Origin of the sequence: Micromonospora salmantinae, from assembly GCF_022230905.1 — a bacterium.
Taxonomy (GTDB): Bacteria; Actinomycetota; Actinomycetes; order Mycobacteriales; family Micromonosporaceae; genus Micromonospora; species Micromonospora salmantinae.
The window spans coordinates 407,610-426,539 of record NZ_JAKKFG010000004.1 but is presented as its reverse complement, the minus strand read 5'-3'; the positions used below and the strand labels follow the sequence as shown (position 1 = coordinate 426,539).

Genomic DNA, 18,930 nt, shown 5'->3' with positions numbered 1-18,930 from the left:
CGCCGGCCCCGTCACCGGGGGTCCGATTCGTCCGGCCGCCAGGTGCCGTCGTCATGCTTGGCCCAGCTTGGTAGCCCGCCTTCCGGGCGCAGTCGGACCAGTCGGGTCGGCACACGTACGCGCCAGGGCGCCCCCTCCGGCACCTCGTCGCCCGGGGCGCCGGTACGTTCCTGGATCTCCTTGACGATCGGCAGGTACTCGGGGTCGGTGATCTCCGGTGGCGGTCCGCCCTGCCACACCTGTCCGGTACGCATGAAGTGCTCCACCGATGTCTCGAACCCCTCCCGAACCGGCAGCAGCACCCGGGCGGCACCAGAGCGTACGAACTCGGCGAACTCCGGGTCGCTGTTGTCGTACCGCACCCGGTCGAGCCAGGTGCTCTTCCGGCCCCAGAAGTACGGGTAGAACAGGAAACTCATCAGCTGCCACTCGAAGGCGTGTTCGAAGAACCGGATGTAGTTGCCCTGCTCCTCGACCACCGTCACGTCCACCTGCGGCACCCCCATCGCGCCGGTCTCCACCGCGCCGAAGGCGTCGAAGTGCTGGTGCGTCAGCACCGAGATGCACGCCTTCTTCAGCTCGGTGAGCTCCAACGCCCGGTTGGCCCCCGGGTTGCGGCCGTCGATGACCACCCCGTGGTTGGCCGCGGCACGGGCCGTCGCCTCGTCGAACCGCGCCTGCTGCTCCAGGTACGCCTGCTTGATCTCGGCGTGGGTACGGATCTGCCAGTCCAGCATCGCCCGCTCCGTGCGCCGGCAGACCACCTCGATGCTGACCGCGAACAGCGGTGTGTCGTTGGCGACCATCGTGATCGGGATCGTGCCTTCCTCCAGGTCGAGGTTCGTCGACCGCAGACCGGAGTGCGACTCGTACAGGAACACCTTGCGCCCGACCGAGATGTAGATCTGGGATCCGGAGAAGCCCGCGGTGACGTGGGCCTGCACCGCGTTGTACCCCTCGGGGATGGGCAGGTCCTGGCGCTGCGACATGTCGCCCGCCTCACCGCCGCCTCCGCCCGAGGAGAACGTCACCGAGCGGGTCTCCTCGAACCGCGGCGGCGGCTGAACGCCGGTGGCGTGGTACTTGTTCGCCCAGTAGAGGTAGTCGGCTTCGGTGAGCTGGCTGGCGTCGAGTGGGAACGGCTCCGGTCGCGGTCGCCCCACTTCCCGGGTGGCGTCCTCCTCCAGCGCACCGGTGAGGAACATCGCCGGCTCCGGAATCACGAAGTCGTACATGGTGCGACCGCCATAGCGGAACAGTTGGGCTTCGTACCACTTGTCCACCCACTGATAGACACCGACCACGTGGCCGTCCCCGTCGACGTTGTCGACGCTGTGGTCGTTGATCTCCTCCACCTCGCGGGTCACCCGCAGCGTCTCCTGGGTACGGATTCGCTCGGCGAGCCTGGTCACCGACTTGTCGACCACCTCACGGGCGTACTCGCTGGCCTTCTTCCGGGAGCTCTCGCGGGCGTTGGTGTACGCCGCCCGTGCGTTCGCCTCGATCAGCACGGCGGGGCTGACCTGGGCGCGGATCCGCAGCCCGCCCTCGACCTCCGCCTCCTCCTTGAGCACCTCGGACGCCTCGTGGCTGAGCTCGAAGCGCTCGGTGGTCTCCAGGTCGCGCTCCTCCTCCCGCTCGATCTCGCGCTCGGTCACGAAGATCTCCTCGGTGACCTCGCGACGCCGGTGGGTGCGCTGCTTGTTCTCACCCCGCAGCACGTTCTCGATGTGGGCGACCTCGCCAGGCTCGTAGCCGGTGAGCTGTTGCCGCACCACCAGCAACTCACCCTCCCCGATCGGCCGTACCGTGCCGTGCGTGGTCGGCAGCGGCTGCCGGTCGCCTCCGGGGAACCGCCACAGGAACGCACCACCGAGCCCGTACGAGCCGGCACGGAACATGTCGGCCAGCGCCAGTACGGTGTTCCCCGCCGTGGGGCGCAGGTCGCGTACCAACCCGGCCTTCTCCGTGTCCAGCCGAGCCACCACCTGGCTCACCGAGTCCCGCGACAGGTCCAGCCCCAGTTGACCGAGGTAACGGCGACTGGCTTCGCTGATCACCTTGACGCCGGCGTCGGAGAGCCCGAGGCGGGGGCGGTCCTGGGTGCCCGCGATGCTGATGCCAGTGCCCTTCGCGGCAGCTTTCGGCGTGGGTCGGCCGTCGTCGAGCCGTGCGCCGCCCGGCTCCTGCGGGTCGCCGTCCTGGGTGCGGAAGAACCGGGGAGCGATAGTGGTCAGCTCTCGCACGACGCTGTCGATGAGCTGCCCCTGCCGCCCGACCTGCTGCAGGTCCGCAAGCGGCGGCACCGCACGTGCCGGAGGGGCGGTGGCGTTCGGCCGCTGTGGCGCCAGCTTCAGCCCGGAGAGCACCGGCAGCACCAGTGGCATGTCGAGGATCGGCAGGGTGGCCGCCGCCCGGTCGGCGCCGTTGCGGTCCTCTACCCAGGCTTCGACGAAGCGCACCGTGCGTAGCAACCCGACCAGCTCCGCCATCGCACCCGGATCGCTGGTGGACAGCAGCTTCAGCGCCAGCGCGCTGTCGGCCAACTGTTCCTTGCGTTCCCGCCACGTCGTAGCGCCGACCTGCTCGGCGTAGCCGTCACCGAGCATGTCGCGTACGGTCTGCTCCACCTGCTCCTCGGTAGGGTCCCGCAGCTCCGTCAGCCTGGTACGCAGCTCGCGCAGCTTCGGCCCGCCGGCTACCCGCTCGGCGTCGTCGACGAACCGGCTACTGGCGACGAACGCCTTCGCGCGCTCCATGACCTCGCTGCGTGACTCGTCGCCGGTGACGCTGCCCAACTCCTGCTGCAGCGGTGTGTTCGACACCGATACCGCATCGGTCTGGGGATCCGCCGCTTCGGCGTTGCGCACCAATAACATCCGAAAGACCTGTTCCATGCGGCTGGCTCCCCACCGAGCGACGTCCATGATCGATAACGGTCCGACAACATGAGATATCCACGCCGGCGCCGGCGGAAGGCCTTGGTCGGCATTCGGTCAGCGGCGGATGAGCAATCTCACGGGATGACCCTGCGGCGGATCACCTTGGCCAGGCGCCGCACGCTACCTCCTCCCACCGTTCCCGGAGTCGGGAGAGGCACGCGGGTGACTCACCTCCCGCGTACGTCAGTCAGGGCGCTCCCGTCGCCACACGACTCCCGGCCGACGACGCTCAAGCTTCCGTCGGTCTCCAGGACGATGGCAGCAAGACGGCTCAGGTCGCCGTGTCCCTGGCTGCGCGCCGCCTGCCGTACTTCACTGTCCGAGATGCGCATCCGCCGCAGTACGTCGTGTCGCAGGACGCCGTCGCGCAGGAGCATCGTGGGTGCCGACTTGAGCAGCCGCTGCGACGGTGGCCAGCGCACGGCCAGGAACGCGGCCCCGTACTGGAGCACCACCAGCAGCGACAGAGCCAGCAGACCCTCGACAAGCGAGACGCTGCGGGAGAGCAGGATCGTCGCCAGGGTCGAGCCCAGCGCGACGGTGACCACCAGGTCGAAGGCGTTCAGCTTCGACAGGGTCCGTTTGCCGGAGACGCGCAGGAGCGCCACCAAGGCCGGATAGGTCAGTATCGCGATCAGCGTGAGACGGAGCAGATCCGAGGGGTCGTTGAGCCACATGGGACTGGTCATACCCCGCCCAGCGCGGTGTCCGCACCGTTCGGCCATCGGTGTTGGCTGCGGGCGGAGACATCGTAAGACCCGGCCGACCTCAGGCGCGGGCGCAGGCCCGCAGGGCGAATCAGCGGCGCCCGCGCCGGCCGGTCATCGCGGTAACCCGGCACCTGATCTCAGGACGGCGACCACGGCATCGTGGGCTGCAGCACGGCCTCTTGCAGTGCGACCGTGCGTAGCCGGGTCACCTGCTGGTAGGCCGGGTCGGCGACCATCGCGCAGAACGCCTGCCGGCTGGGGTACCGGACCAGCAGGACGGCGTCCCAGGCCTGACCGTCCTCGGCCACCAGCGCCCGACCGCCCGCACCGGCGTAGATCACCTCGCCGCCGTAGCGGGCTAGGAACGTGTCCCGCAGTTCGGCGGCGTAGGCCGCATAGGATTTTCGGCCTCCGTCGGCGAACCGCAGCAGGTTGAGCATGACCACGGGCGCCTGCGGGTCCTCCTCCAGGAAGTCTCGCAGGTCGCTGCCGCTGGGATCGATCGCCATCGTGCCTCCTCACCTCGGCTGGCGGGAAGCCTAGTGCGAAGGTGAGGGCTGGTCACTGCCCTGCTCGGTCGCTGGCGTGCCGGCGGTGCTCGACGTGCTGGGTGAGGCACCGGGTCGAGGGCTGGTGGTGGGCCCGCCGCCGGCCGGTGGTGACGCCGAACCGGTGCTCGGTGAGGGGTCGGTACTCGGCGAGGGGTCGGTGCTCGGCGACGACGGTGTGCTGGTGACATCTGGCTGCGCCGTCGTCGAGGGGATGGCCGGCGACGGTGTGCCGACGCTCGGGTCCGGTGTCGGCGAAGGCGTGTCGCTGCCCTCCGGAACCGTGGGCGACTCGGAGGCGGCGGACGAACGCGGGGCGGTCACCACGTTGGTCGGGCGCCGTCCCGGTGCCGCCGTCCTGGCACCGGGAGCGGACGGCGCACCGGGCGCGACGACGGGTGACGCGATGTGGCTGACCACGCGATCGCACGGAAGGCCGTTCACGGAGAAGCCGGCCGGCGCCTTCAGGTTGTCGCCCTCGGTGGTGCCCCGCAGCGCCGCCGCGAGGGTGGCACCGGGTGCCAACCGCGTGGCCGGCGTGAAGGTCACGCTTCGGCGGTCCTGATCCCAGGGTGTGTCGTCGGTGACGAGGCGCTGCCCGGGGGGCAGCGCGAATGCCAGTGACCAGTCGCGCAGCCACTGCCCCCCGGTGTTGGTGACGGTCAGATCGGCCCGAAAGGTGCCGTCCGGCAGGTGGTAGGCGATATAGCGGGTGGCGCAGTCTCCGGCCTGGGCATCGGCGACACCGCCGGCACCGGCAGCTGGGACGTCGCTAGCCGCGACATCGTCTACGGCCTTGCGGCTCGGCAGTTGACCGACGAGGACGGCGGCGAGCAGAACCGCCGGCACACCGACGGCAACCCCGGCACGAACCCTGCGGTGACCCGCGCGGTCGGGCGTCCTGACAGGTACGAGCGGCTTCCGTCCGATGCCGGCCGGGGCACTCGAACCGGCGATGAGCTGACGGGTCGATCCGGCGGTTGCCGGCAGGTCGGCCACCGGGTCCGCCGGCCGCAGCGCCACGTCCGTACCGCCCACGGTGCGGAGCACGGCCGCCACCTCGGCAGCCGCCGGCCGGCGCTCCACGTCCGTGGCCAGGCAACGGCGCACGAGATCGGCCACGCCGGGCGGCATCTCCGGGACGGACGGAAACTCGGCGCCATCCCGACCGCGCCGCAGGTCGTTGGCGCTTCGCCCGCTGACGCACTCGACCAACACCAGACCCAGGGCGAAGACGTCACCGGCCGGTGCCGCCGTGGCACCGGCAGCCTGTTCCGGGGCCAGGTATCCCGGTGTCCCCCAGATCAGCCCCGCCGAGTCGGCGGGGTTCTGGCCAACCCCCGCAGCGATGCCCAGGTCGACAACCTTGACCCCGCGTGGACCGAGCATCACGTTGCCGGGTTTGACGTCGCGGTGGACGAGGCCGTGGGCGTGCGCGGCGGCGAGGGCGTCCGCCACGGCGGCACCGGTCCGCGCGGCTTCGCGCCACGCCATCGGTCCCGAGCGCTGCAGGCGGCCGGCCAGCGTCTCGCCATCGACGAACTCCATGACGAGGAAGGGGACTCGCCTGCGGCGCTGCCGCTGCTCGCCGTAGTCGAAGACGCCGGCGATGTGCGGGTGGTCCAACCTCGCCGCGGCGAGCGCCTCAGCACGCAACCGCTCGCGCGCCGCCGGGTCGTCGAGCAGCTCCGAAGAGAGCATCTTCACCGCGACCGTACGCTGTAGCCGCAGGTCGAACCCGCGCCAGACCACCGCCATGCCACCCTGGCCGACCGGTTCGTCGAGCCGGTAGCGCTGCTGCAGGAGTCGCATCTGCCCCCGTCTCTCCAGTCGTAGCACGACATCGACGCGAATTCCCGACGGTGAATTCCGTTGCGTCCGTCCGGGCCGCGTTGATGTTCCCTCGACGCTCGGCCCTACCCGACCTGATCTGGACCAAAACCCTGCTCAACACGTCTTTTCAGAAGCGCCGGGGATTGTCATACGACCGTCACGGTTCCGTGGTCGTACCGCCACATCCCAGGGAACTTGTTGGATACGAGGCAGGACAGGCAGGGAGGCGGAACCGCGGATGAACAGATGGCGTGACCGGACACATCAGGCGCTGGCCGCTCTCGCGCCGGTGGTCCTCCTGGCCGTGGGATGCAGCCACCCGACTGCGGCTCCAGCACCCCGCCCCGATCCCGAGCCGGCGACCCGGCCGGGCACGGTCGCCCGAGCCGCGGTGGGTGATCGTCTCACCGTGACCGCCGCCGTCGAGCAGGTCATCACCGACAACGCGTTCATCGTCCGCGACGCGGATCTGACCGACGGGACCCTGCTCGTGCTGTCAACAGGCCCCTCCGCGCCCGCTCCGCCGCAGTTGGTCACCGTGGTGGGCACCGTGGTCCCCTTCTCCCACCGCGACCTTGCCAACCGTTACCACCTTGGACCTGCGGGACCGTACCGGACCTTCGAAGGCGGCCGGGCGCTCGCCGCACAGGAGGTGACGATCTGGGGACGCCGGCGCGGCTGATGCAGAGGTGTCAATAACAGCATGGTCGTGTCGATCCAGGATCGACACGAAGGGGTCGTTCTCGATCGACTCAGGAGGCGTTGGAGGTCATCCGGCTGCTCTGGCAGGGCGGCCGACCGCCTCCGCGCGCTCGCCTGATCCGAGCCCGACACCGTCCAGGTGCTGTCCCGAGACACCGGCCACGGTGCGAACCCGAGCCGCGCCGCGCCGAAGGCGTGCGCCACTACGCGTACGTCGTGCGGATCGTGTGCGACGGCCACGCCGTCGCGTTTGGGACTGCCGGATCTGCGCCGAGGCGCGCGCCGATCCGCTCGCACCTACCGGCCAGCATGCTGCGACACGCAAGCGGTGCCGGCACCCGAGAGGGTGCCGGCACCGCCCGCGTTCGTCATCGCTTGGCGTCGTGCTTGGCCATCTGGGGCCGCTCGCCCTTGCCGACCTTGCGCAGGGCATCACGCAGCTGGTCCTCGGTCATCTTGGAGTTGCCCTCGATGCCCGCGTCGTGGGCCTGCTGGCGAAGATCGTGCAGCTGATCCCGGTCACCCATGTCACCCTCCCTGTGCTGCCGTGGCGCAGGCGACTCCGCGCCACCATCGCCCATCGCCTTCCCGTCGGTTGGGGGCACAAACGGCCTCAGCCGGCGTGTGCCAGGCAGTTTGTCGGGCGTTACGGACGCGAACAGGTCGAGCATTGGACTATGCCCCGGTGGCTCCGGTCCACCACGGCGGAGAGCGGGGTGCCGTCGGGGATTGCGTCGTCGAGCAGCGCCGGCCCGTCGTGGGGAGCAGAACGGGCGCGAACGCGAGAAAGCTAGTTGTCGGCGGGAGTCGCGGACGGCGCGGCCGGAATTACTGGCGATGCCGCGTCGACCACCTTGCGATTGAGGCTCACCTGCGCGGTGCCGGTGCCGCCGACCTGAATGTCGTCGTACGCCTGGAGCCGGTGATCCGCGCCGAGGTAGAGCACCGACATGACCAGGGGCATCGGTTCGTCACCTTCGAGTCCGCGCAACCCCGCCCCGCCGGTGGAACCCTGCACTGCCAGCCGGGTGGTGAGCGTGCCGGTCGGCGGCAGAGTCGTCACCTTTCGCTGGTGTGTGTGGCCTGCCAGGACGAGCGGCGTGGCACCGTTGAGCGCGGTCGCTGATGCGGGGTCGTGCACGAGGGCGATGTCCACCGGTAGGTCCAGCGAGCGGATCGTCGCGGCGAGCTGCGTTCCCGTACCCTCGACAGTCATCGCTGGTTCCTCCCAGGGTCCTGCCTCGGCGTCCTGCTTGTCGGGGGTGAACCGGGGGTCGCCGATTCCGGCGATCGTCACTCCGGCGATCGTCGTCACGGAGTCGTCCAGGACGACGGCGTTCGGCTGGCTGGCCACCGCCGTTGCGGTTCGGGGTGAGTCGTGGTTGCCGCGGATGTAGACGTAGGGCACCCTGAGCTGGCCGACCATGGATACGTACGAGGTCTCGGGTTCGCTGCCCCAGTCGGTGATGTCTCCCGTGTCGATGACGAGGTCGATGTCGTACTGCTCGACCACGGTTTTGATCATTGGCCAGGCGGCGGGGTTCAGGTGCAGGTCCGAGACGTGCAGGATCCGGGTGGTGTCGGGCGCAGCCTGGTAGATCGGCAGGGTCGACACTGTGGTGTACAGCTCGCCGACGTTGCCGACGAGGCGTTGGAGTTGCTCGGCGTAGCGGTTGTAGTCATCGGCGATCCGTTGCGCGTCGCCGATCAGCGCCGGGGCGTTGACCAGCAGGCCCTCGTACCGGGGTTCGGCCAGCGCCTGCGGTCGTACCGTCAGGGCGGCCGTGCCGAGGGTGCCGCCGGTGACCAGCAGCGCGAGACCACCCGACCAGGCGACGCGGCGCACAGACCGGAACGCCAACCCCGCCAACAGCATGGACGTGAGGACCGACACGCCGAGCGTACGGAGCCCGAGGCGGACCAGGGCGTCACGGAGGTCCTCAGGTGCCGTGGCGCCGGCGTGGGCGAGGCCGGCGGGGTCGTCGAGCAGAGCCTCGGTGCGTCGCTGGTCGAGTGAGTCGAGGCGGACGGTCAGTCGCGCGGGGCCGTCGTGGCTGTCGAGGAAAAGTGAACCCAGCGGGGGTATGGCGATCTCTGTGCCGCCGTGCGTCGACGGGGTCAGCTGGAAAGCGACCCGGAAGGGCCCGACGTCACTGGCGCCTCTGGCACCGAGGAGGGTGCCGATCGTGATGCCCGTGGCGGTGACGGCGACAAGCGTGACCGCCGCCAGGACACGGCCTGCCCACGGCGAGCGCATGATCTGGCGCGGCCGAACGGCCGCGTGCCTGAGGCGTTCGGCCAGGGCCGTGCGACGCGGAGGGGCCGCGTCCGGGGGCGGAGTCACGAGAGGATCCGATCTGTGGGGTAGCCGAGGGACGGCGGGGTCAGGTCGAGGGGATGCCTAGTCTTCGGCCTCTGTGCACAGCAGGCCCAGCAGTCCGGCGGCGAAGAGTTGCCGCCGGACGACGGGTGCGGTGAGGTCAGCAAAATCGAGGATGATGTCTCGCACCGAATCGGACGTCAACGCCGCAATGACCGCGTCGTGCACGATTCCGCTGGTTCCGAGGTCCATCTCTCCGACCAGCCGTATGCGGGTGGTGGCCCCCATCTGCATCGTGTCGACTGTCAACTCCACGCACGACTCCTAACCGTTGGTAAAAGCGCCCGAAGCGAAGCATGCATGGATGCAAGAATTATTTTCGCAGGCCAGCCTATCCGCTGAAGGCAGACCCGCCCAAGATCGACAAGCGCGAGGCCTGTTCGTCCCTCAACCGACCGCGGGCTGGCGCTCGGCCAGCAGAAGTGCGATGTCGTCGTGCGGTTCGCCGCCCACGTGCCGGTGCACGGCGTCCCAGACCGCGTCGAGACAGCTGTCCACCGACGGCTCGGCCAGACACGCCTTGAGCGCAGGCATCGGAAAGAAGCGCCGTTCGCTGTCACGTGCCTCGAGCAGCCCGTCGGTGAGCACCAGCAGCCGGTCACCGACGTCCCAACGGCCCACATTCTCCGGTGCCCGAGGCCCACCCAGACCCAATGGTCGATCGGGCGACACCGTCAACTCCTCCAGCTCTCCGGCGGCGCAGTGCCGCAGGATCGGCGCGGGGTGACCGCAGTTGACGGTCCGGATCTCGCCCCCGCGTAGCTCGACCAAGACGGCGGTGACGAACGTCGCGGCCCGGGGCAGGGTCGGCTCCCGAGCGACGAGGTCATCCAGGTCTCGCGCCACCTGCGTCAGGTCGGGCCGAACGATCGCCGACTGCCGGAACGCCCCCGCTACCGCCGAAGCCAGCCGCACCGCGGCGAGCCCCTTGCCGCAGACGTCACCGACGATGATCCGCAGCCGGTCCTGGTCGGCCACCACCTCGTACAGGTCGCCGCCCACGCCGGCCTCCTCGTAGGCCGAGACGTACCGGGCGGCCAGTTCCACCCCGGCTGCATACTGCGGCGGTTTGCGCAGGATCGCCGCCTGGGTGATCCGCACGATCTCGGCCATCCGGCGCAGACGCTCCTCTCGTCTCGTTCGAGCCCGCGCGACGTACACCGCCATCAGGCTGACCGTGATGACGACCGCCACCCGGAGCAGGTGATCGAGACTGCCGAGCATCCCGCTGGGCAGCCCGGCCCCCACCGCTGCCGTGGTCGCGGCGGCCGACACCGCGGCGGTGCGGCGCGGGCTTTCGACGGCAGCGGCGAACAGCGGGGCGAGGGCCAGGAAGCCAATGAGTACGGCATGGGTGGCCGCCGCGACGTCGATCAGCAGGACCACCACGATGAATCCGATGGCCAGTCGCACGCCGAGCCAGCGGGTCCACCTGCCCGGCGCCGCGTCGGCGACGGAGGAACGGGCGGCCGGCCTCCTGCCCTCGCTGCGCTCAACCGGAGGACTGGATCGCATGGCTCCGCCGATCCGGATCGTCGCCCGCCCGCGATGTCTCTGGACCAAGCTGTCGACGTAGCGCCTCCATCTCGGCGCGCAGGACAGCGATGTCGTCGGCGGTCGCCGGTGCGGTTCCGCCCTTCTGGGAGACCCGATCCACGATCCAGGTTGCCAGTGAGCCGGTGACGAAACCGATCAGGCCGATGCCCCCGATCATGAGCCCCAAGGCGACGAACCGACCCGTCCCGGTGACCGGGTAGTGATCACCGTAGCCGACGGTCGTGATGGTCACCGTCGCCCACCACAGAGCGTCATCGAATGACGTGATGTTGCTGTCGGCTGCGGACCGCTCGGCGTCCAGCACCGCCAGCGCGGACACCAGCACCAGCAGCATGGTGGTGGCGCCCACGTAGACGGCGAGCCGGCCACGTGCCCACGACTCCGCGCGTCTGCTCAGGCTCAGCACCACGGTGATCAGTCGCAGGGCACGCAGCGGGCGCAGGACGGGGAGCACCAGAACCGCGAGGTCGAAGAGGTGATCCCGCAGGAACCGCCCCCGGGCTCTGGTCAGGCTGAGCCGCACCACGAAGTCGACCCAGAACATCAGCCAGATGAGAACAGTTGTCGCCTCGCACACCCGGAGCCAGGATTCCGCCAGGCCGGGCCGCAGGATCGGCGCCGCGTAGACCACGAGAAACAAGACCGACAGGACGGTCAACGGCAGTGCCGTCACCCTCTCCCACCGCGCGCCCGCATCGGTGGGCAACGCTTCAGTCCTCATCTGCATGAACGGCCCCGCCTGAACGGTTATGCGTGCACCCGTGCAATCATTTCTGGGTGGAACTGTACGTGGAAGGCGGCACTGCGTCGAGCGCAGCTGACGACCAGCTGGTTGACGGCCTGTCCGCGCTCGCCCGCACCTTGGTAGGCATCACCGCCCGAACCCTGGGGTCGGTGGACGCCGAGGTCACCCTGCCGCAGTACCGGACACTGGTCATTCTCGCGTCACGCGCTCCGCTGCGCACCGTGGATCTCGCGTCCCTGTTGGGCGTACACCCGTCGACGGCGACGAGAACATGCAATCGCCTGGTACGGCGGGAATTGGTGACCCGCCGTCAACAACCCGATGACCGGCGGGTCGCCTGGTTGAGCCTCACCGAAGGCGGCAAACGGCTCGTGGGCGATGTCATGCGACGCCGGACCGCTGAAATCCGGCGTCTCCTGAACGTCGCCGACTCCGGACGCCGGCGGACGCCCGCCGAGCTGATCAATTCCCTGGTGATCGCCGCCGGAGAGCCGACGGAAGAGGTGTGGTGGCGGCACTGGGAACAGTCAGCGCCGGCACCTGATGACGCGAGGCGTCGAACAGGTACCGTTACACCCTGACGATACCTGCAGTCATGCAGGTATCTTGGCAACCGTAACCCTTAGGCGTCAGCTCAGGGAGGTGGCAGAAGCTCGTGTTCAGCATCCGGTCCTCCGGTGCAGGGCTCGCGCCGCGGACCCTCCACCTTGCCGGAGAACTGGACATGGCCGTTTCCGGCCATCTGCGCGAAGCCGTGGAGCGCACACTCGCGGCGACCTCAACGCAGTGGCTGATCGTCGATCTTCAGGACACCACGCTGATCGACTCCGGTGCGGTGAAAGAGTTTGTCGACGTCCACCGGTTCGCCGCCCGGCAGGGACGGGTCCTGATCCTGCGTAACGCCCACGGAATCGTCGCCGAGGTGCTCCGGGTCACCGGGGTGGCGGCCACGCTCGGGCGTCCCGCCAACCGGCCGACCGGCACGATCTACGGCTCACCGACCGGCAGATGACATTGCCGTGCCACCAATGAGATGGACCATCCTGCGTGACTTCGACGGTGGTAGCACCCGCATCACCCTCGCCGGCGGCCTCACCCCAGAAGCGGAACCACATCTTGCCGCCCTGCTGCTCGCGGGCGCCCTGGACGCCCCGCTGACCCTCGTGGTCGACTTGGACACGCTCACGACGTCAGACGTCGCCCCGATCGGCACGTTCCTCGCCCGGTGGGCCGCCGACCGCTCCGACGGACCGGAGCTGACGGTGTCGGCCAATCCGCTGACTCCCCCGGGACGCCTCCTCCGCGCCACACTCGGTCAGCACGCGATCCTCGGAAGGGCTCTGCTCGACCACCCCGCCAAGCGTGCGTCGATCTCTCCGTACCGCGCGCACCTGCGACTGCCCCCCGACCCGCACTCGCCCGCCGCTGCCCGCGGGCTCGTCGCCCGGCAGTGTCACGCCTGGGGTTTGGACGCGGTGGCCGACCAAGCGATGGTCATCGCGTCGGAGCTGGTCAGCAACGCCGTCCAACACGCCGGCACCGACATGGATATCACCGTCTCCGCAGTGGCAGGATCGCTGAGAATCAGCGTCCGGGACCGCGAGGGCGACACACCCGACTCCACCACCCCGGCCCTCCCTCGTCAGGTCACCGAAGGTGGTCGTGGCCTTCCGATCATCGCCGCCCTCACCACACACTGGGGCTTCTTCGCCTTCGGCGACGGCAAGACCGTCTGGGCCGCGATCGACAGCCCCAACGGATCACCAGCCGGCAGACGGGCTGCCCCGATCTAGCGGCAAGGCCGCACCGGCCGGTGGACCCGGTGTAGCACGCCGAAGCAGGCTGGCGCCTCCCGCGACTCGCCGCTGTCACCTCGTCGGTCGACGACTGCATCAAGATGAAGTCACGATCATCAGCGCAACGACGTGAAACACCTTGTCGCCCGCGGCAATGCCCGACCCCGAGGACCAGTAGCCCGTAGATGACGGAGGCGAAGCCCTCCGGCCCAACCACATGCGGCGGCCTGTTTTCTGGCGCCGAGCCCGGAGCGCAGGAACGAGATCCACAACGCAACCGGGCGGACCACGAAGATGGTCAGCATCGCAAATGCCCAGCCGGCCCACGTGATCTCGCCGAGGAACCGCACCCGATCAGCGCGCCGAAGACCAGCAACGCGGCAAGTATCAACAGCTCGCCGATGTCTCTTCCCGAAATGCTCGAACGCCGTCCGCCCCCTCGGCCCGAACGTGGCGCCCGCAGCGAACGCCGCCACGAACAGCTTCCAAGCAAGGGGGGCGGTCCACCGTAGGCACCTCGAACGGCGGGTAGCGCCCCGAAGTGATCGCACAACCGGCGCGAGTAAGGCATCTTGGCATAAGACGCCGTAACAGTGGCCCCTTGGTGCCGGACAATGCCCTAGTTGAAGACGTCAACACACGTCCAGCGGGCGACTTGTCTCGCACCACCTGCTCCGAGTGCCACGCCTTCGGCGGCGGCGCTCTGTCTCGCCCCTGCCACACGTTCCGGTTCCTCATCACCGACAACACCAGAACCATCTTCGGCCCCGCAACGCGCGCCTACCCCAAGGAGGTTGACGACGACTCTTTTTCTTGCCACCTCGGACTGCCAGATACCCGTCGGCCCGACTTTCTGTGAGCCCTTCGATCACGAGAATTCGAGCGACGGACCAAGCAGCGAAAATGGAGGTCAACGCATGAACCGCCAGAACGTCGCCGAGTTCCACGGCGGGCCGCTGGACGGAACCCGTCGACTTCAGTCCGAACTCCCGTCGGTATACGTGGAGCCAATAAAGGAACCAACGGCGGCTTCACCCGCGACGACGACCGGCACGCCGCAACGCGCAATGGTCTACATGCTTCGGGGCGATCCCACCACCGGTCGTCCGGGTCCCGACGCCGACGGCCTCTATCAGTACGACTTCCGGGGCTACAGGTTCACGGGGTGAGCGAAACGCATTCACCTCCCCTGCGGTTTGGCACGACGGGTAGCCATGATCATCGCCACGCCTCGCCGCGTGCACACATGCTTCTTGGCGCGACTAACCGGCCTAAAAAGACGGGCACCGCTCCCGCTGGTGACCGACTGCCGCCGCCCCTGCTCGCTGGCCGCCAACCTGCCCTAACCGTTCAGCACCGTTCGTCCGCGCCACCTCGAACTGGGGCGAACTGTCGGCACGATTCGTCGTGCCCGGACGCGCCGCCCGACAGGTCAAGGACCAAGTCACCCGACGAGCACTGGACCGCTTCGCGGAAAACGCCATCAACGTGGCATCGGTGACCCAGAGCATCACCATCCACCCACCGCAACCGCTGGAAACAGTCACCGCCGTTGCGGCCGACGGCCAGTAAGGAGCCACGCCTCGTGAGCCGGCCCCGCACTATGTCTTCCCGGCTGTCCGACGTACGGGAGAGCTTCTGGCTGGTGCCAGCGACCTTCTCGGTTAGCGCCCTGGCGGCGGCGATCGGACTGACGGCACTGGAGTTGCAACTGAACCTCCCCGTCGAGGGGATTGTGCCCAGCGGGCCTGCCGGCGCGCGATCGTTGCTCTCCTCGATCATCACCGCGATGATCTCCTTCACCGCCCTGGTCTTCTCCATCACGGTCGTGGCCCTGCAGCTGGCAAGCAGCCAGTACTCCCCCAGGGTCCTACGAACCTTCCTGCAGGACCGGATCATCCAGGCGACGCTCGGTACGTTCGTCGCCACCTTCCTGTTCGCGATGGTGGTGCTGGCCGCGCTCCCGGCCAGGGACGACCAACGGTTGCCGGAGTTGTCCCTCGCGGTGTCGATAGCCCTTGTCCTCTGCAGCAGCGGCACCTTCATCTACTACCTGCACCACATCACGACCGTGATGCGCGTGTCGCACATCATCGGCTCCATCGGGGCGCAGACACGGCGGTCCATCGCCCGCCTCCCCCCGCCCGATGAGTTGCCGGCAGTGTTCGGCAAGGTCACACAAACCGTGCCAGCCACAACACCCGGCATGGTTAACAACACCGACATCGCCCTGCTCGCGCGGCTCGCCCGCGAGCACGACTGCGCCATCAGCATCGTTCCCACACCAGGCGACTTCGTTGTCGCCGGCGCGCCGCTGCTACGCGTGCATCAAGTCGCCGGCAGTACACCTCGCCCAGTGCCGACCGACCGAGCCGAGCAGTGCGTGATCATCAGCGTGGAACGCACCCCGGGACAGGACCTCGGCTTCGGGTTCCGGCAACTCGCCGACATCGCCGAACGTGCGCTGTCCCCGGCAGTCAACGACGTCACCACCGCCGTTCGGGCCCTGCAGGAGTCACACGACCTCCTCCGCAGGCTGGCCACCCGGCCCGGCCCGACCCACACCGTCCGCGACGACGATGGCACCGTCCGCGCCCAGGTCAACGGCACCTCATACGAGGCCCTCCTGGCCATGACGATCGACGACATCCGACTCGTCGCCAGCCAACAGCCTCGCGTCAGGCGACTGCTGGACACTGTCGTCCGCGACTTGGCGGCCGTTGCGCTTCCCGTCCACCAATCGGCCATCAACCGGCGGCTGTCGCAATCCGGCAACAGTCACTGACAACCATCCGGACGCCACGACGCCATGGCCATCGTTTTTGCCGGGTTCGCCCAACCCGCGCGGCGAAGGGTGCCGGCCGGGCGCGGTCCGGCTGCTCCCACTCACCTGCCGATCGCCGAACATCACCGGCTCCCGGAAGACTGCCGGGATGAGTCAGCAGCTCCCCGAGGCCGTACGCCGGCTCACGAGGCCGCTTCCTTGCGTGCACGCTCAGCACTGAGGAAGAAGGCGCCGAGTGCCCCGGCCAGAGTGCCGAAGACGACCACCGAGTAGACCGCGAGCACCAGTTCGATGACCTGGGCGAACGGATCGCTGGCGTCGAGCGGTTCACCGGTGATGGTGGTCAGAGCGACGTCGTGTAGCGCCTGGCCGTATGACCGGTAAGAGTTGGTGAAGACCAGCAGCTGTCCGACACTGAGGATGATCGTCGTGGTGATGATCGCCAGCCAGGCGAGCCGGTCGGTCAACAATCGGCCGGCAGAGCGGGAGCCTCGAACGGCGGCGGTGATGACATCGGGAATGCCTACCTGCCGATCGACGGTGGGCCAAAGACGGCCCAGAACGACTTCCAGCACGCCCGCGCGCTCGGCGGAGATAGTCGCGTGCCGGCTCAGCTCACTTCAGGAGCGGGTTCCGGAACTGCTCGACTGGAGCTACGGCCTGGGGTTAGAAGAAGATCGCGGATGACTGGTCGCGGTACCCTCCCTACTCAAGGCGTCTGCCGCTATCGGATCACGTCGGCCTTGGCTGACCGTGTTGGCTGTACGAATGGCTGTACGGCTGCGAAATGCTGCCATGACATGGCGGGAGGTTCGGTGGCGCTGAACAAGCGAGGCAGTAGGCCGATCGTTGTCGATGGCAAGGGTTGGCGGCCTGGTCCCGGCGGTCTCTCGTGGCCCCGGCTGGTCCCCGCCGCCCTGGCCCAATGGCACGCTAATGGCACACCGCAAACCCTGCCTCTGGACGACGGATCGACATGATGTTGAAGCGTGACCTCGGCAGATGAACTGCCTCTCCTTGAGGCGCTCCTCGATGCGTTCGACCGGCTATTCGACCGACGGGCCACCGTGGTCGATGTGCATGCGCTGCTCTGCGCCATGACCCGAGCTCTGGCCGACTCGGCCATCCGTCAAGGACGTGGCAGCCGCCGAGTCGGCACTGGAGGGGATCATGAGATCAGGCCGAGGGTTGGCTGAGGCTGTTGAGCAGGCGCTTGACGCGGTGGATCCACTGAGGCGCCGCATTGCCGACCGGTTGTAGCTCTTTAAGGCGGCTATGCAATCTTGGCTAGCGTGCGATGGGTGCCCAGCGATGCTCGGCGTCGGGTCGTCTTCATCTGTGTGGCCGGCGTCCCCAACCCGCAGTTGGCCTACGCTCCAGCGTCCTCGTCATACGGGCCGTACGGTGACGAATCGCAGCAGCAGGAACATGCCCCCCAACACGATGGCACCCAAGCCGGGGAGAGGCTCGTCGCGGAAAAGCACGACGCCGACGGCGGCGAAGACAGCGCTGGTAGGCATAAGCAGCAGGTCACGGCGTGTGAAGCCGAACCGTTCCTCGTACACCCCGCCCGACGCGATCATGCTGCCGCCGGCGGCCTTGCCGCGAGCCAACGGCATCCTGGGTCGCTGAGTGACGGTGACGTAGGCGAAGGCTCCGAGCCGGCCGGCGACCGCGAAGCTGACCACGCCGTCCCATGGGAACGGCAGCCCGGCAAGGACCAGCCGGTACAGCAGCAGGTAAGCAACGATCGTCACCGCCAGAGCGACGCCAAGCGCCCACCAGCGATGCCGCGGACGGACCACCGCCTGCCACCACAACAGAACCAGCGGGCCGCCCGGAGCCAGCACCACCGGACGCATCCACAGCTCCGGGTCACTGCCCCTCACCACTCCGACCACAACGACGACGCCAAGCATGAGGACCGTCGCGAGAGGCGGCCCCAGGATCGCCCAGCGAAGGCGCAGGAGATTCGCATCGTCCGGCACGCAGGCACCGAACGGGAGACCGCACCGGACATCTCGCGACAGGGGTGATCAACCTGATCATGCACTCCGAAGGCGACGGCACGCTGGCCACGGCCATCGGCCCGAAGCTGCGTTAACTGTTGCTGCGTTAACTGCACCTGTGGCCAACACCGCGGGCGTCGACACACTTCGCCACAGGCAAGCACCAATGGCATGCTCTTCCGGTGTTGAGGCAGTTGGACGACGGCATCGAGATCACCGCCGAGGCCGGGCTTGGGTCGGTCCGTCTTCGTTGCGCCGAGCGACCGTGGGACGACGAGGTACTTGACCTGCGGTGCGAGTTGGCCGATGACGGCGTCAGTGCCCTGGCCTGGGTCCGGACGCTCAATGGTGACGGAATCTTATCGTGGGCAGCCGAGCTCGCTGAGTCGTACGCGGGGTGGGACGACGTGCGAGCCTGGGAGTCACTAGAACATGACCTCCGCATCGACGCGACGCATGACGGCCGAGGCCACGTCAGTCTCCGTTTCGTCATCCGGGGCCCGCGGGGCTACGACCCGAGGGCGTGGGAGGCATCCGTCATGGTGTCTCTTGACGCCGGCGAGGACATGCGACGTCTCGTCGCCGAACTCAGCAACTTGGTCTCGTAACGCGGCCCCGACGTCGGAAGCCTCCCTCGTATGGCGGAGCGGCTGGTCTCTGTCGGGGTCCGGGCGATGGCATGCTGGCACACCGACTACTGCCGAGATGGCCGGATCCGGCCAGTAGCGGGCCAGCGCCCGCCGTCTACGAAGGGCTGCACAACCCAGTAATGAGCGGCGGCCGACGGCACCGGGCCGACGGCGAGAACCCACTCGTCGCCGAGCATGCCGATACGCCACGCCGACACGCTGGCCGTGTGGGAGGAGAACGGCCGGCTGGTCGTCGTCGACCTCACGCGCCGCCAGGCCGTCGCCCGCCTGCGT

The 18,930-nt window shown here is 68.6% G+C and carries 19 protein-coding genes and 1 pseudogene; 8 read left to right on the top strand and 12 right to left on the bottom strand.

What is annotated here, in order from left to right; translation table 11 throughout:
• Positions 1-11: 11 nt before the first annotated feature.
• From PSH03_RS04350 to PSH03_RS04335, 4 genes are all read right to left on the bottom strand, one after another.
• Positions 12-2,897, bottom strand: coding sequence for a hypothetical protein (locus PSH03_RS04350; RefSeq protein WP_238688328.1), 2,886 nt, complete (start codon positions 2,895-2,897; stop codon positions 12-14).
• A gap of 212 nt (positions 2,898-3,109) precedes the next feature.
• Positions 3,110-3,631: a DUF421 domain-containing protein gene (locus PSH03_RS04345; RefSeq protein ID WP_238688327.1), complete on the bottom strand. Its 522-nt coding sequence runs from the start codon at positions 3,629-3,631 to the stop codon at positions 3,110-3,112.
• A gap of 158 nt (positions 3,632-3,789) precedes the next feature.
• Positions 3,790-4,161 (bottom strand): DUF1330 domain-containing protein, encoded by a 372-nt coding sequence (locus PSH03_RS04340; RefSeq protein ID WP_210785964.1) that lies wholly within the window; start codon positions 4,159-4,161, stop codon positions 3,790-3,792.
• A 30-nt stretch (positions 4,162-4,191) separates the two neighbouring features.
• Positions 4,192-6,012 (bottom strand): serine/threonine-protein kinase, encoded by a 1,821-nt coding sequence (locus tag PSH03_RS04335; protein ID WP_238688326.1) that lies wholly within the window; start codon positions 6,010-6,012, stop codon positions 4,192-4,194.
• A 259-nt stretch (positions 6,013-6,271) separates the two neighbouring features.
• Here PSH03_RS04335 and PSH03_RS04330 point away from each other — a divergent pair, with 259 nt between their 5' ends.
• Positions 6,272-6,715: a hypothetical protein gene (locus tag PSH03_RS04330; RefSeq protein WP_210785966.1), complete on the top strand. Its 444-nt coding sequence runs from the start codon at positions 6,272-6,274 to the stop codon at positions 6,713-6,715.
• 388 nt (positions 6,716-7,103) lie between these two features.
• Here PSH03_RS04330 and PSH03_RS04325 read toward each other — a convergent pair whose 3' ends face one another.
• The 5 genes from PSH03_RS04325 to PSH03_RS04305 form a co-directional block, all read right to left on the bottom strand.
• Positions 7,104-7,262: a hypothetical protein gene (locus PSH03_RS04325; protein ID WP_167362477.1), complete on the bottom strand. Its 159-nt coding sequence runs from the start codon at positions 7,260-7,262 to the stop codon at positions 7,104-7,106.
• A 263-nt stretch (positions 7,263-7,525) separates the two neighbouring features.
• A complete protein-coding gene (locus PSH03_RS04320) occupies positions 7,526-8,992 on the bottom strand; it encodes a metallophosphoesterase family protein (RefSeq protein WP_372494704.1) in 1,467 nt (488 codons plus the stop codon).
• Between the two features lie 144 nt (positions 8,993-9,136).
• Positions 9,137-9,370, bottom strand: coding sequence for an STAS domain-containing protein (locus PSH03_RS04315; RefSeq protein WP_238688324.1), 234 nt, complete (start codon positions 9,368-9,370; stop codon positions 9,137-9,139).
• A gap of 132 nt (positions 9,371-9,502) precedes the next feature.
• Positions 9,503-10,630, bottom strand: a complete 1,128-nt coding sequence (locus tag PSH03_RS04310) for a PP2C family protein-serine/threonine phosphatase (RefSeq protein ID WP_210785967.1) — start codon at positions 10,628-10,630, stop codon at positions 9,503-9,505.
• The gene (locus PSH03_RS04305; RefSeq protein WP_210785968.1) at positions 10,608-11,399 is read right to left on the bottom strand and encodes a potassium channel family protein; all 792 of its coding nucleotides are present in this window, start codon (positions 11,397-11,399) and stop codon (positions 10,608-10,610) included. Before PSH03_RS04305 ends, PSH03_RS04310 begins: the two co-directional genes overlap by 23 nt.
• Before the next feature lie 50 nt (positions 11,400-11,449).
• Here PSH03_RS04305 and PSH03_RS04300 point away from each other — a divergent pair, with 50 nt between their 5' ends.
• From PSH03_RS04300 to PSH03_RS04290, 3 genes are all read left to right on the top strand, one after another.
• Positions 11,450-11,998 carry a MarR family winged helix-turn-helix transcriptional regulator gene (locus PSH03_RS04300; RefSeq protein ID WP_210785969.1) on the top strand — a complete coding sequence of 183 codons (549 nt, stop codon included), beginning with the start codon at positions 11,450-11,452 and terminating at the stop codon, positions 11,996-11,998.
• A 74-nt stretch (positions 11,999-12,072) separates the two neighbouring features.
• A complete protein-coding gene (locus PSH03_RS04295; protein ID WP_210785970.1) occupies positions 12,073-12,429 on the top strand; it encodes an STAS domain-containing protein in 357 nt (118 codons plus the stop codon).
• A 16-nt stretch (positions 12,430-12,445) separates the two neighbouring features.
• Positions 12,446-13,210, top strand: coding sequence for an ATP-binding protein (locus PSH03_RS04290; RefSeq protein WP_210785971.1), 765 nt, complete (start codon positions 12,446-12,448; stop codon positions 13,208-13,210).
• A gap of 70 nt (positions 13,211-13,280) precedes the next feature.
• Here PSH03_RS04290 and PSH03_RS04285 read toward each other — a convergent pair.
• A pseudogene (locus PSH03_RS04285) lies at positions 13,281-13,695 on the bottom strand (cation:proton antiporter); the annotation flags it as partial.
• A gap of 435 nt (positions 13,696-14,130) precedes the next feature.
• Here PSH03_RS04285 and PSH03_RS04280 point away from each other — a divergent pair.
• The 3 genes from PSH03_RS04280 (at position 14,131) to PSH03_RS04270 (ending at position 15,998) form a co-directional block, all read left to right on the top strand.
• A complete protein-coding gene (locus PSH03_RS04280) occupies positions 14,131-14,382 on the top strand; it encodes a hypothetical protein (protein WP_238688323.1) in 252 nt (83 codons plus the stop codon).
• Between the two features lie 238 nt (positions 14,383-14,620).
• Positions 14,621-14,785: a hypothetical protein gene (locus PSH03_RS04275; RefSeq protein WP_238688322.1), complete on the top strand. Its 165-nt coding sequence runs from the start codon at positions 14,621-14,623 to the stop codon at positions 14,783-14,785.
• Positions 14,766-15,998, top strand: a complete 1,233-nt coding sequence (locus PSH03_RS04270) for a DUF2254 domain-containing protein (RefSeq protein ID WP_238688321.1) — start codon at positions 14,766-14,768, stop codon at positions 15,996-15,998. The genes PSH03_RS04275 and PSH03_RS04270 overlap by 20 nt, the downstream gene beginning before the upstream one ends.
• Positions 15,999-16,180: 182 nt before the next feature.
• Here PSH03_RS04270 and PSH03_RS04265 read toward each other — a convergent pair whose 3' ends face one another.
• Both PSH03_RS04265 and PSH03_RS04260 read right to left on the bottom strand, forming a co-directional pair.
• Positions 16,181-16,573, bottom strand: coding sequence for a hypothetical protein (locus PSH03_RS04265; protein ID WP_210785975.1), 393 nt, complete (start codon positions 16,571-16,573; stop codon positions 16,181-16,183).
• Between the two features lie 813 nt (positions 16,574-17,386).
• Positions 17,387-17,986, bottom strand: a complete 600-nt coding sequence (locus PSH03_RS04260; RefSeq protein WP_238688320.1) for a hypothetical protein — start codon at positions 17,984-17,986, stop codon at positions 17,387-17,389.
• Between the two features lie 203 nt (positions 17,987-18,189).
• Between PSH03_RS04260 and PSH03_RS04255 the strand changes: the two genes are divergently transcribed.
• Complete coding sequence (locus tag PSH03_RS04255; RefSeq protein ID WP_210785977.1) at positions 18,190-18,615, top strand: DUF6228 family protein; 426 nt, start codon at positions 18,190-18,192, stop codon at positions 18,613-18,615.
• Positions 18,616-18,930: the final 315 nt, after the last annotated feature.

Coding starts and splice junctions, on each gene's coding strand:
- PSH03_RS04335 (WP_238688326.1), bottom strand. CDS start 6,012: ATGCGACTCCTGCAGCAGCGCTACCGGCTCGACGAACCGGTCGGCCAG.
- PSH03_RS04320 (WP_372494704.1), bottom strand. CDS start 8,992: ATGCGCTCGCCGTGGGCAGGCCGTGTCCTGGCGGCGGTCACGCTTGTC.
- PSH03_RS04280 (WP_238688323.1), top strand. CDS start 14,131: ATGAACCGCCAGAACGTCGCCGAGTTCCACGGCGGGCCGCTGGACGGA.
- PSH03_RS04350 (WP_238688328.1), bottom strand. CDS start 2,897: ATGGAACAGGTCTTTCGGATGTTATTGGTGCGCAACGCCGAAGCGGCG.
- PSH03_RS04330 (WP_210785966.1), top strand. CDS start 6,272: ATGAACAGATGGCGTGACCGGACACATCAGGCGCTGGCCGCTCTCGCG.
- PSH03_RS04310 (WP_210785967.1), bottom strand. CDS start 10,630: ATGCGATCCAGTCCTCCGGTTGAGCGCAGCGAGGGCAGGAGGCCGGCC.
- PSH03_RS04325 (WP_167362477.1), bottom strand. CDS start 7,262: ATGGGTGACCGGGATCAGCTGCACGATCTTCGCCAGCAGGCCCACGAC.
- PSH03_RS04305 (WP_210785968.1), bottom strand. CDS start 11,399: ATGCAGATGAGGACTGAAGCGTTGCCCACCGATGCGGGCGCGCGGTGG.
- PSH03_RS04340 (WP_210785964.1), bottom strand. CDS start 4,161: ATGGCGATCGATCCCAGCGGCAGCGACCTGCGAGACTTCCTGGAGGAG.
- PSH03_RS04290 (WP_210785971.1), top strand. CDS start 12,446: ATGAGATGGACCATCCTGCGTGACTTCGACGGTGGTAGCACCCGCATC.
- PSH03_RS04345 (WP_238688327.1), bottom strand. CDS start 3,631: ATGACCAGTCCCATGTGGCTCAACGACCCCTCGGATCTGCTCCGTCTC.